Below are 12,255 nucleotides of genomic sequence, written 5' to 3'. Positions count from 1 at the left end.
ATGCGTGCAAATCCTGTTCCCCCTTCCGAGCTGCTCGAGCAGGAGCTCACCTCCCGGCTCGCCCGCCTGGACCTGGAAGCCAAAGTGCGTCTCTTGTCCGGCAAGGACCACTGGAGCACCTACGCCGACGAATCGATCGGGCTACGATCCTTGATTCTCTCCGACGGAACCGTGGGAATCCGCGGCGTGCGGTGGACCGAAACGGACACGTCCATCAACATCCCCTCGGCGACGGCCATAGCAGCGACGTTCGACCCCAGCGTGGCGTTGTCCATGGGTAGCGTGATCGGCGCGGAAGCCCGGCGCAAGGGTGTGGACGTGGTCCTGGGGCCGGTGGTCAATCTTCAGCGAACCCCCTACGGCGGAAGACACTTCGAAGCGTTCAGCGAGGACCCGCACCTCACGGCCATCATGGGCGCGGCCATGGTCCGGGGAATCCAGGCCGAAGGCCCAGCCACCACAGCCAAACATTTCATTGCGAACGAGGCCGAAACGGACAGGCTGAATTCGAACTCGGTGGTCCCGGAGCATGTACTGCGGGAGGCATATCTGGCCCCGTTCGAAGCGATCGTCAACGCCGGCGGCCTCGGCATCATGTCCTCCTACAACCGGGTGAACGGCACACCGGCCGTTGAGTCGGACCTCGTGACGGAGGTTTTGGAGCGTGAGTGGGGATTCGACGGTTTGGTGGTTTCCGACTGGGGAGCCATCCGGACCGTGGAGTCGACGGCGCTGGGTGGTACCGACCTTGCGATGCCCGGCCCCAAGACCGTGTGGGCCGCAGGCCTCGTGGACGCCGTGCGCCAGGGCCGGGTCCCGGAGGCGGCCATCGACAACAAGGTGCTCCGGCTGCTGCGGCTGGCCGCCCGCCTCGGAGCCCTCGATGGCATCGAGCCACTCGTTGACCTTGAAGCCCTCCCCACGCCGCCGTCGGCGGAATCACCCGGGATACGCCGTCTGCTGCGTGACACCGGAGCCAAGGGCATGGTGTTGCTGCGTAACGAGCACCAGGCGTTACCGTTGACGACGACGGCACGGAAGATCGCCGTCGTCGGTCCTGCCGCTGTGGTGCCCAGAACCAACGGTGGCGGCAGCGCTGCGGTCATCGCCCCCCGCACCGTGCCGCCGCTGGAAGCGCTGCGCGTGGCCATGCCGGACACCCTGTTCCATTACAGCGAAGGCGTCCGCCCCACCACGTTGGTGAAGACCCTTTCCGCTGCGAACGGCTCCGCGCCGGGAGGCCACGGCGTGGCCCTCATTGAATTCCTGGACCAGGAAGGCCGCACGCTGGGCAGCGAAACACGCGACCGCTGCGACACTCTTACCTACGGTATGGGCTACCCCGACGGCGTTCCGGAGGACGAAGTCAAAGCCATTCGGGCCACCACACGCCTCACCGCCGGCACCCCGGGCGATTACGTGTTCGCTGCAGCGGGCGTGGGCCACGCGCACGTGACCGTTGATGGGGAGACCCGGTTCGATGGCGAGCTCATCCCTATTAATGCCGATGCCGTGGTGGGCATGTCCCTGCCGCCGCAAGCACTGATTGACCTCGCCATGGCACCGGGCCAGGCGGTGGACGTGATCTTCACCTACACGCCCGCGCAGCGGACTGTGGCCTCGCTCCGTTTGGGCTTTGATTCAGCAGCACCCGACGCCGACCGTCTCATCGCAGAGGCCGTGGACTCTGCCCGGGACGCGGATTACGCCGTGGTCTTTGTTGGGACGGGCTCCGAAGACGAGGCCGAGGGCTTTGACCGGACCACCCTCTCCTTGCCGGGCCGGCAGGACGAACTGGTGTCAGCGGTGGCTGCTGTGAACGCACGGACCATCGTGGTGGTCAATTCCGGGGCGCCTGTGCTCCTGCCGTGGCGTGACCAGGTGGATGCCATCCTCCTCACCTGGTTCGGCGGCCAGGAAATGGGCTGGGCTGTGGCTGACGTCCTGACCGGTGCCGCGGAGCCCGGTGGCAGGTTGCCGGTCACCTTCCCGTCCAGCGAAGAGGGACTGCCGTCGCCGCAGCCGCAGGATGGCGATGTGGTTTATCGCGAAGGGCTCGCCATCGGCTACCGCGCAGCAGCGGAAACCGCACCTGCCTACGCGTTCGGGCACGGCCTGGGCTACGGAAGCTGGAGCTTGTCGGAACTGGAAGCCCGCGAGCAGGAAGAAGGCGTGGCTGTGACCGTCCAGCTCAGGAACCACTCTGGGCGGGCGTCCCGCGAAGTGGTGCAGCTTTACCTATCCCGGAGGCAGAGCCAGGTGGAAAGGGCGGCCCTGTGGTTCGCGGGAGCGGCCGTGTCCGAGCTGCCGGCGGGCGCGGAAACGACGGTCTCCATGACGGTTCCGCGTCGTCTGTTCGAGCACTGGGATACCGCCGCCGGCGCCTGGTCCCTTGAGCCCGGGGTTTTTCACGTCCATGCGGGGACGTCCAGTGCGGACTTACCTTTGATGACGGACATCCGGCTGGACTTGCCGGGAGCGGATGCGTTGCGTTTAGGCTGAACCTGGCACCAACTCCCTACCGAGGATGACGGAGAAAACCATGACTGAAGCAACCACGACTGCACGCGCAGAACAACTGAAGGCCCTGCATGAAGCGCCGGAAATCCTGAGTGTCGTCAATGTTTGGGATGCGGTCAGTGCCACTACGGTGGCCGCCCTGCCGCAGACGAAAGCCATCGCCACCGCAGGCCACTCCATCGCCGCGGCTTTTGGATACGCGGATGGAACCATGCCTTTGGATGTGGCGCTCAGCGGTGTGGAGAGGATCGTCAAGGCTGTGGACGTCCCCGTCACTGCAGACCTCGACGACGGATATGAGGACCCTGCCGAGACCATCCGGAGGGCGATTGGCATCGGAGTGGTGGGCGCCAACGTTGAGGACCGCCTGCGGCCGTTCGACGAAGCGGTTGCCCGCGTCAAGGCGATCATTGACGCCGCCAACGCCGAGGGTATTCCGTTCCAGCTGAACGCACGCACAGACGCGATCGTCCGTGGAGGTGACCGTCCCATCAAGGACAGCATCGAGGACGCGATCGCCAGGGGCCGCGCCTTCCTCGACGCCGGCGCTGCGCTGGTTTTCGTTCCCGGCGCACTGAATCGTGAGGTCATCGAGCCACTCGTTGAGGGCCTCGGCCACGGGAAGCTCTCCGTGATCGGTGCACCTGGAGCGTTGCCGGCGGCCGAGCTCCAGGAACTCGGCGTAGCCCGGGTGTCCTACGGCCCGTTCACCCAGCGGGTTGCCCTCCGGGCCCTTCAGGATCTGGCCTCGGACCTATACGGCTCCGGCGTCATTCCCACGGATACCCCCGCCCTGAACTAGCCGAAAGCTGACTGGTCCCGCCCGCTTGAAGCGGCGGGACCGGTCAGGATCCGGAGCGGGTATCGAACGCTGCCGCCGATTCACGCAGGAGCCGGGCCACCGTATCAACAGGAAGGCTGGTCGGTCTCCGCCGGTCAAAGCGCCGCAGAGCAATGTGGCGTGTACCCAATCCGGGAACGTCCAGGATGTCCACCTGGTCCTGGACCACGCCCGTCAGCGCCAAAGTGGGCACAATCGCAACACCTTCCCCGGCAGCAACCAGCGCCAAGGCAGTCAGTGTGTCCTGGTACTGGTGAATCGTCTCGATGTGGGCACCTGTGGAATGGCGCAGGCGACCGAGCACGGCGATGTTGGCTGCGGACGGCTCAACACCCAGCCAAGGAAGGGGCAGGCGGCTCAGGTCGAGGTTGTCCGTGCTGAGCAGGGACCCCGCCGGCACTACCAACTTCCACGGCTCATCCAGCAGTGGTTCTTCCACCATCCCGGCGGCCAGGGGACGCTGGTCCGAGGTGGTGGAATCCTGCTCAACCACCACCGCGTCCAGTTGGCGCTGGCGGAAAAGCCGCATAAGCGCCGGGAAGCCATCCTCAACCAGCTGGATCTGCAGCTGGGGGTACTGGGCACGCCATTCCGGAAGACGCGGGATCACCACCGTGCGCATGAAGCTGGTGAATCCGCCTACCCGGACAACGCCGGCTACTTCGGCCTGTCCCTGCATCCGGGATCGCGCTACGTTCAGCGCACGTTCTATTTCCTCCCCCGCCTCCGCCATGGCCAATCCGGCGGGTGTCAGCACCGAACCCTTGGGGGTTCTCAGGAGCAACGCCTGGCCTGCCTCGTTTTCCAATTTCGTCAGCTGCTGCGACACCGCGGACGGCGTGATCCGCAGTTCGTCGGCAGCAGCGAGGACCCCTCCCGTACGGGCGACGGCGAGGAGCACGAGCAGGCGGCGAGGGTCCATTTCCATGTTCAGAGATTCTAAATACGGGCTTCAGAATAATGCAATTGAACTAAAGGTTCCTATCGTCCAGAATTTAGTGCATAGCCGCACTTCGCTCTGAAGGCGCGGTCTCTGCATTCGGCAGAAACACCCCTTGAATCATTCATCACCCGGCCACTTCAGGCTGCCCGGACATGAGAGGACCTCCGATGGAACTGCTGTGGGAAATTACCGGTTGGGCCGGTGCGGCGGCGATGCTCTGCGCCTACATGACGGTGTCCATGGGGTGGATCAAGCCGGGCAGCACCTTCCAGGCCGTGAACCTGTTTGGCTCTTGCGCCTTCATCATCAACGGCACTCTCCATGGAGCTTGGCCTTCGGTGGTAACCAACGTGGCGTGGTTCCTCATCTCAGCGGTGGCCTTGCTGCGGATGCGCTCCCGGACGGAGGCAGCGGTTGTCGAAACCGAGCCGATCATCGCCCCTGCCCTCGTCACCATGGACCCCGGCTCCAGCGACCCCGGCACCAGCGACACATTCGCAAGGGATGCAGTCGTGAGGGAAACAGCCGTGAGGGAAACATGCATGACAGACACCGGCACCCACAGGGTGGTCCCGCGGCCCAGCCCGGCCGTCAACTGCGCGTAGCCGGAGCATCTCAAGGCTGCGCCACAGGACGGCATCTTAAGGCGGCGCCTCACACAAGGTAACCTCCCGTCGTCGTCGTAAGTCGCAGCGCTTAGGGTGGGCACTAAGCGACCACCGACAGAGAAGGAAGCCATGCCCACCCCAGACCGCCCGCTGCGCAAGCTTGGATTCCTGACCATCGGCCTGTTTGATCCGGCAGACCCCGCCGCAGGGCACCGTTCAACCTTGGAGATCATCGAACTCGGCGAGCGCCTGGGCTTCGATAGTGCCTGGTTGCGCCACCGGCACCTGCAGTACGGAATTTCGTCGCCTGTTGCGGTGATGGCAGCGGCCAGCCAACGGACCTCCAGGATCGAACTGGGCACCGCGGTGACCCCGCTGGGTTGGGAGAATCCCCTGCGTCTGGCTGAGGACCTGGCCACAGTGGACCTGCTCAGCGGCGGCCGCATCAATCCCGGAGTCAGCGTCGGCGTACCGATGCACTACGACACCGTGAAGGACCAGCTCTACCCGGATTCCGCAGACACCGAAGATTTCAGCTACGCACGCGTGGATCGGTTCGCCCGGCTGGTGGCGGGCGAAAAGGTGCGGGAGTTCTCCGGCAAGCAGGGCGTGGTGGAAGAGTTTTCAAACCGTGTGGAACCGCACTCCGCAGGACTGCGGGAACGGATTTGGTATGGAGCAGCGAGTCTGAAGTCGGCCACGTGGGCCGGCGGGAACGGCTTCAAGCTGCTCACCAGCAGCGTGGTGTTCCCCGGCCCGGATGAGGAACCCGACTTCGCTGCAGTGCAGCAGCGACAGATCCGGGCGTTCCGTGACGCCTCCTCGGCCAGTGGCAGCAACTCTGCCCGCGTATCGCAAGGATTGGTGGTGATCCCTACTGATTCCGCTTCCAGCGCCCAGCGGGAGAAGTACCAGCGCTACGTCGATGAGCGAACTCCACGCACCAGTGCGCCCCAAGGCCCGCAGCGCATGATGTTCGCGCGGGACCTCATCGGCAGCAGCGATGAGATCGCCGAGCAACTGTATGCGCACCAGGGGTTCCAGGAAGTGGATGAGGTGGCGTTCGCGTTGCCGTTCAGCTTCGAGCACGAGGACTACGTGCAGATACTCACCGACATCGCGGGCACGCTGGGACCCGCGCTGGGGTGGGCGCGCGCGGAATAGGTTCAGTCCACGAACTCGGACTGTGTCTCGATGAAGTCCCAGTCGGCTGTGGTCAGCACACCGCTGACCTTGTCCGGATGGGGACCGCCCGCCTCGGCGATATGTTGCAGGACCTGCAGGGGGAGTTCCTCCACGCGCAGGTTTTCGCGCAGCCATTCCTTGCTGTCCATGTGCAGATCAAGCCACCACATATAAATTTCCACTGCGGGACCACCTTCCGTCGGATTAACCGTAGGCCCGGGCGGGGACGTCTTCAAGGGTCCCCCAAACAGCCTGTTCAACGGCACCGCGCGGCGCAACAATAAAGGTATGGCTGAGGAGAATTTCAGCGGGCCCATCCCCCTTGTGGTGGGCGTCCTTCCCGACCAGCACGTGGAAGTGCTGCAGACTGCCCGGAGCCTGGCCGAGCAGCTGGGCGTGCCGCTGGTGTGCGCCTACGTCGACGAGGCCAGCTATCTGGTGGAGTGGGACCCTTCCCGTGAAGCCCACAGAATGTCGTTGCACCCTGAAAAGGACGACGCGGAGGTGGAGGCTGTCAGGGGAGATCTTGGGAAGGTCATAGCCGAGGCCATGGACGGCGGCTCCGCGGACTGGACCTTGCGGTTGCTGGCCGGTGATCCGGCCCGGGCGCTGGGGAGGTTGGCCGCGGATATCAACGCTTCCATGATTATTGTGGGCTCGCCGGAACCAGGTTTGGGGCACCGCATTTCCGAGGCCCTCAACGGCTCCGTGGCTGCGTGGCTCAGCCATCATCAGCGCCGACCGGTGCTGATTGTGCCGCAGAGAAAGCGTCACGACGGGGCTGAGAGAAACTAAAGCGAAAGTACTTATTCGAGGTGGTGGCGTTGGGGTCCAACGGCACGTAGAGTGATGAGTGCAGGAAAGCGAAAGCGCCTGCTCAAAGGCCGCTCCGGAGTGCGTATCCCCCAATAACGCACTCCGGAGCTCTTTGCTTTTAACGGCCGCTTTGGCCTGTGCGGCCACCACCCTCTTTGACGCAAAGACCGGCCCCGACACGCCTTGGGCAAGGCGTGTCGGGGCCGTTTCGATTTCATAGTGAGTGGTGGCGGTACAGCCACCGAGAAGCGCGCGACGCCGGCACCCGGCTTGGGTGCCGGCGCTACCTCACCTCACAAAGGTGTACAGCAGGGCCGCCATCCCGAAGCCCACAATGGACAGCACGGTTTCCAGCACGGTCCAGGTCTTCAGGGTGTCCTTGACTGACATGTTGAAGTACTTGGAGATGATCCAGAATCCGCCGTCGTTCACGTGGCTGGCGATGATGGAACCTGAGGAAATGGCCACCACGATCAGCGCGAGCTGCGGCTGGGAGTACCCGGTGGCCAGGCTCGGTGCCAGGATGCCGCCCGTGGTCACGATCGCCACGGTGGCTGAACCTTGGGCGATGCGCATGCCGGCACTGATCACGAACGCTGACAGGATGATCGGCAGGCCGGCCTGGGCCAGCGAGTCGGCAACAGCCTTGCCAACACCCGTGGCGGACAACACGGCACCGAAGAACGCGCCCGCGCCGACCACGAGGAGGATCATGCCCACGGGCCGCAGCGACGAGCCCGTGATTTCGCTGAGTTCGGCGGAGGTCATGCCGCGGCGGATGCCCAGCAGCCACATGGCAAGCAGCACGGCCACGGTAAGTGCGATGGCCGGGTTGCCGAAGAACTGCAGAATGTCCCGGAAGGTCCCTGCCGGGGCAAAGATGTTGCCGAACGTACCGCCGAGGATGAGGATCATGGGCAACCCGATGGCCAGCAGCACCAGGCCGATGGACGGTTCGTTGCCCTTGGCGGTATCGGCTTCAGCCACGATCCGGTCTTCCGGAACGGACACCATCACGCGCTTGCCGATGTAGGTGCCCCAGAGGATGCCGGAAGCGAACCAGGCGGGGATGCCACAGATGAGGCCCATGAGGATGATCCAGCCAAGGTCCACGTGGAACAGGCCCGCTGCGGCGACGGGGCCGGGGTGCGGGGGCAGGAAGGCGTGGGTTACGGACAAACCGGCCAGCAACGGCAGTGCGTAGAGTGCCAGGGACTTGCCGCCGCGGATGGCAGCAACATAGACCAGCGGCGCCAGGACGAAGATGCCGATATCGAAGAACACCGGGATACCCAGCACGAAGCCGGTGATGCCCATGGCAAGCGGGGTGCCTTTCTCACCGAAGATCTTCACGAGCCTGCCGAGCAGCACTTCAGCGCCGCCGGACCGCTCAAGGATGGCGCCCAGCACGGTACCGAGGCCGATGATCACGGTGATATGGCCGAGGATGCCAGCGAAGCCCTTTTCAATGAGGGCGTCGCTGCTCTTGGTGGCCGAACCCACCAGGGCTTCCACTGAGATGCCGCCGACCAGGGCCACGATCACACCGGTTCCCACCAGGGCGATGAACGGTTCGAGCTTGACCTTGATGATCAGGAACAGCAGCAACGCGATGCCCGCGCCTGCCAGGAGGAGCAGGCCGGCGGTGTCGTGCCGCAGCCATTCGAGGAATTCATTCATGGGCGTTTCTTTCTGGGTGAGTCCTACTTGAGGGTGCTGGTGAAGGCTGCGGCACGTGCCGCGATGTCTGCCCAATCGCCGGCAGCAACTGCTGCGGGCGGGACAACGCTGGTGCCGCAGCAGACTGCGGCAGCACCGGCGTCGAGGTAGCTCTTGGCGTTGGAGGCGTCGATGCCTCCCGAAGGCAGCAAGCGGATGCCCGGGTACGGGCCCTGCAGGTCCTTCAAATACGCCGGGCCGAGCTGCCGGGCGGGGAAAATCTTGACGGCCGCCGAGCCCAGGTCCAGGGCCTGCGCTACCTCGGTTGGCGTCATGGCGCCGAGGCTGAACGGGATCCCCGCAGCCACGGCGACGGCGGCCACTTCCGGCCTGAGACCGGGAGTCACCAGGAACTGCGCGCCGGCGTCGATTGCAGCGCGGGCCTGGTCTCCGGTCATCACGGTGCCGATTCCGACGGCGGCACCATGGTCCGCCGCCGTCTCCGCCGCGCGTTTGACATGCTTGAGCGCATCCGGCGTGGTGAAGGTCAGTTCGACACTTCGGATCCCGCCGTCCGCCAGTGCACGGCAAAGATCGGCCGCGTCAGTGATGGAGGGTGCGCGGACCACAGCGAGCGTGCGGTCCGTTTCGAGCTGCTGGAGGAACTGTTCAGGGGTCATTGTTGTCCTTCTCGGGTGAGGCCGTCGCTGTGTCTGCGGAGGGCACGGCCGGCGCGTGCGCCGGTGGGTTTGCCGCCGTCGATCGCTGCCGTCCCGTTGACGAACACGTAGTGGATGCCGTCGGCGGCTTGGCGGGGATTCTCGAAAGTAGCGGTATCGCGGATGGTTGCCGGATCGAAGAGCACGACGTCGGCCGCGTAGTTTTCGCGGATCAGTCCCCTGTTGTGGAGCTTGAGTCGGGCGGCGGGGCGTCCTGTGAGGTGGTGGACTGTTTCTTCGAGGCTGAGCAGGCCGAGGTCCCGGGAGTAGTGCCCGAGGTAGCGCGGGAATGTGCCCCAGGCGCGGGGGTGCGGCTTGGCGCCGACCAGGAGTCCGTCGCTGCCACCCGTGTGGGTGCGGTGCTTCATGATGGCCTGCACGTTTTCCTCGTGGCCCACGTGCTGCAGGATTCCAGTGCCGAGGCGGTCTTCAGTAAGAATCTGCGCGAAGACATCGAAGGGCTCCTGATGGGTTTCCGCCGCGATGTCCTTGATGGTCTTGCCCACGTCGCCTGCGAGCTCAGGGTTCTGTACGCCGCTGATTTCCAGGGTGTCCCACTCGGCCACTACGCCGTGGCAGCCGTCGGAGCCGTAGATCTCCACGGCTTCCCGGATTCTGGCCCGTGTTTCGGGGTCGGCCAGCCGGGCAAGGGTGGCCTCGGTTCCGCCGGACGAGGCCCAACTGGGCAGGATCGCCGAAAGCGTGGTGGCACCGGGGAGGTAAGGGTAGGTGTCCAGGGTGATGTCTACGCCTTGGTCCAGGGCGTCATCGATCAAGTCCAGGAGTTCACCCGCGCGGCCCTTGTTTTCGGCGAAGTTCATGGTGGCGTGGGACAGGTGGAGGGCGCAGCCGGTATCGCGGCTGAGGGAGATCATCTCGGCGTAGGCATCCAGGGCGCCTTTTCCGTAGGAGCGGTGGTGCGGCGCGTAGAAACCGCCGAGTTCGCCCACTGTCCGGCAAAGTCCGGCCAGTTCCTCGGTCTGCGCGTACATGCCCGGCGTGTACGTCAGGCCAGAGCTCATGCCGACGGCGCCTTCTTCCATCGCCGTACGGATGACGTCCTGCATCTGCTGCTGTTGCTCCGGCGTTGGGTCTCCCTCGGCGAAGCCCATCACCATGGCCCGGACGGTTCCTTGGGGGACGAGGTACGCGGCGTTGGTGGCGATGCGGCCACCGTCCTTTTCCGCGTCCAACCGGTCCAGGTACTCCCCCACTGTCCGCCAGTCCCAGTCGAAGCCGGCCGGGTTGTCGTTCCAGCCGGCGATTTTCTCCCGGACTCCGGCCAGGGTGGCATCGTCCACGGGCGCATAGGACAGCCCGTCCTGGCCCAGCAGTTCCGTGGTGACACCCTGGCTGAGCTTGGCGTAGTGGTCCCGGTTGACCAACAACTGCAGGTCCGAGTGCGCGTGCATGTCGATGAAACCGGGGCTCAGGACCAGGCCGGACGCGTCGATGACACGTTCGGCGCCGGTTCCCGCTTGGGTGAGGCTACCGGCGTCGACGACGGCGGCAATCACCGTACCGTCCAGCAGGACGTCCGCGGCGCGGCGGTCCGCTCCGGTTCCGTCCACCAGGGTGGCGTTGCTGATGAGGGTCTTCATGGCATGGGTCCTAGAAGAAGGTGTGGATGAGGTCGACGACGGTCTGCTGGGTGCCCGGTGTGGAGTCCGCGAGAACCGGGATAATGGTCCATTTGTCGAACGCGGTGCACGGGTGGGACAGGCCCAGGCGGACGACGTCGCCGGGGCGGACGGCGGTAGTTTCGGGGTCGAAAGTCATGAAGCTGTGTTGGTCGTTGACCGAAGTGATTGCGGCGCCGGGCAGCGGTTCCATGGCACCACCAAGCACGGGTCCGATGAGCTGCGGCTCAGGCAGTCCTTCGTCGAACGGGAGGTCCCGCTTGCCGGCGTCGAGGAGTGCCAGGCCCGGTTCCGGTTGCGACACGACCCGCGCCCAGCCGTACATTCCGGCGCTGAAGGGCTGGTTGCCTGCGCGGGAGAACGGCGAGATTCCCCGGTAGAAACCGTCGTCGTGGATGATGTAGGCGCCGCTGCGGATCATGAGGTCCACTTTGGGGCCACCGGTTTCAGCCCCGGTGCTGATGCACGGCGAGAGGACAGTGACCACGTCGTCGAAGTAGGCGCTTCCCCCGGCGGTGATGATGACGGAGCCCGAACCGTACAAACCGGCGGCGAGCAGCTCTTCGTGAAGCAGCCGCATATCGGCGAGGTACCGGCGCACGGCGCCCAGCCCGGCGTCGTCCGCTGTGTGCGCGAGCGAGCCTTCATATCCGGCAACGCCCACCAGACGGAGGTGGTCCGCGGCATCAACGGCCCGGGCAACCTCCAGGGCGGCGTCCACGCCGCGGGCACCGGTGCGTCCGCCGTGTGCGCCGAGTTCAACCAGGACGTCCAGGACTGAGCCGGTGCCGGCCAGGGTGTGTTCGATCACCGCGACCGTGTCCACGGAGTCAACCCAGGAAAGGATGGTGGAGTCCTGTTCCGCCACCCACGTGATGGCGTGGGGATCCGTGAGGCTGTTGGCGAGCTGCAGGTTCCGGACGCCGAATTCGCGGGCCACTCGAAGCTGCGCGAAGTTGGCCAGCGTGATGCCCCACGCCCCGCGTTTGAGCTGCTCGGTCCAGAGCTGGGGGGACATGGTGGTCTTGCCATGGGGAGCGAGCAGCACGCCCTTGTCGGCGCACCACTTCGCCAGGCGGTCGGCGTTGGCCGTGAGGGCACCGGCGTCGAGCGTGAGCAGCGGGGTCTGGAAATCGGCCAGGGTGTGCTTGGCCGCGAGGAAGGCGGCGTGCGTGGTCCCGTTGTCGGCGGCGGGGATGGCCTTGTGGCGCCAGTCGAGCCGGCGCGCAGCCAAGGATGCCACGGCGGTTGCCGAGATGGCTTCGGAAGTGTCCACGCGTTGATTCCCTTCGCGGTGCTGCGGCGTTGAAGCTGCGTTATGGGT

The 12,255-nt window shown here is 65.3% G+C and carries 11 protein-coding genes; 5 read left to right on the top strand and 6 right to left on the bottom strand.

Going from position 1 to position 12,255, the window contains the following annotated elements; translation table 11 throughout:
• Positions 1-2,502: a glycoside hydrolase family 3 C-terminal domain-containing protein gene (locus IEY62_RS14055; RefSeq protein WP_189018845.1), complete on the top strand. Its 2,502-nt coding sequence runs from the start codon at positions 1-3 to the stop codon at positions 2,500-2,502.
• A gap of 40 nt (positions 2,503-2,542) precedes the next feature.
• Positions 2,543-3,322, top strand: a complete 780-nt coding sequence (locus tag IEY62_RS14050) for an isocitrate lyase/PEP mutase family protein (protein ID WP_189018843.1) — start codon at positions 2,543-2,545, stop codon at positions 3,320-3,322.
• A 43-nt stretch (positions 3,323-3,365) separates the two neighbouring features.
• Here the strand turns inward: IEY62_RS14050 and IEY62_RS14045 are convergent, their stop codons facing one another.
• Positions 3,366-4,289, bottom strand: a complete 924-nt coding sequence (locus IEY62_RS14045; protein WP_189018842.1) for a LysR family transcriptional regulator — start codon at positions 4,287-4,289, stop codon at positions 3,366-3,368.
• 182 nt (positions 4,290-4,471) lie between these two features.
• Between IEY62_RS14045 and IEY62_RS21725 the strand changes: the two genes are divergently transcribed.
• Both IEY62_RS21725 and IEY62_RS14035 read left to right on the top strand, forming a co-directional pair.
• Positions 4,472-4,909, top strand: a complete 438-nt coding sequence (locus tag IEY62_RS21725) for a CBU_0592 family membrane protein (protein WP_229785322.1) — start codon at positions 4,472-4,474, stop codon at positions 4,907-4,909.
• Positions 4,910-5,041: 132 nt separating this feature from the next.
• Entirely contained in the window at positions 5,042-6,076 is a 1,035-nt protein-coding gene (locus tag IEY62_RS14035) for an LLM class flavin-dependent oxidoreductase (protein WP_189018840.1), read from the top strand.
• 2 nt (positions 6,077-6,078) lie between these two features.
• Here IEY62_RS14035 and IEY62_RS14030 read toward each other — a convergent pair whose 3' ends face one another.
• Positions 6,079-6,279: a hypothetical protein gene (locus IEY62_RS14030; protein ID WP_018779368.1), complete on the bottom strand. Its 201-nt coding sequence runs from the start codon at positions 6,277-6,279 to the stop codon at positions 6,079-6,081.
• 106 nt (positions 6,280-6,385) lie between these two features.
• Between IEY62_RS14030 and IEY62_RS14025 the strand changes: the two genes are divergently transcribed.
• Positions 6,386-6,892 carry a universal stress protein gene (locus IEY62_RS14025; RefSeq protein ID WP_189018838.1) on the top strand — a complete coding sequence of 169 codons (507 nt, stop codon included), beginning with the start codon at positions 6,386-6,388 and terminating at the stop codon, positions 6,890-6,892.
• Between the two features lie 309 nt (positions 6,893-7,201).
• Here IEY62_RS14025 and IEY62_RS14020 read toward each other — a convergent pair whose 3' ends face one another.
• From IEY62_RS14020 to IEY62_RS14005, 4 genes are read right to left on the bottom strand one after another with little or no spacing between them, the layout of a single operon-like run.
• Positions 7,202-8,593: a GntP family permease gene (locus IEY62_RS14020; protein WP_189018836.1), complete on the bottom strand. Its 1,392-nt coding sequence runs from the start codon at positions 8,591-8,593 to the stop codon at positions 7,202-7,204.
• A gap of 23 nt (positions 8,594-8,616) precedes the next feature.
• Positions 8,617-9,252, bottom strand: a complete 636-nt coding sequence (locus tag IEY62_RS14015) for a bifunctional 4-hydroxy-2-oxoglutarate aldolase/2-dehydro-3-deoxy-phosphogluconate aldolase (protein ID WP_189018834.1) — start codon at positions 9,250-9,252, stop codon at positions 8,617-8,619.
• Entirely contained in the window at positions 9,249-10,892 is a 1,644-nt protein-coding gene (locus IEY62_RS14010; protein ID WP_189018832.1) for an N-acyl-D-amino-acid deacylase family protein, read from the bottom strand. The genes IEY62_RS14015 and IEY62_RS14010 overlap by 4 nt, the downstream gene beginning before the upstream one ends.
• Positions 10,893-10,902: 10 nt before the next feature.
• Complete coding sequence (locus tag IEY62_RS14005; protein ID WP_189018830.1) at positions 10,903-12,207, bottom strand: alanine racemase; 1,305 nt, start codon at positions 12,205-12,207, stop codon at positions 10,903-10,905.
• Positions 12,208-12,255: the final 48 nt, after the last annotated feature.

The organism is Paenarthrobacter histidinolovorans, assembly GCF_014647595.1.
Classification (GTDB): domain Bacteria; phylum Actinomycetota; class Actinomycetes; order Actinomycetales; family Micrococcaceae; genus Arthrobacter; species Arthrobacter histidinolovorans.
The sequence above is the reverse complement of the archived record's forward strand: the minus strand, read 5'-3'. Positions and strand labels throughout refer to the sequence as shown.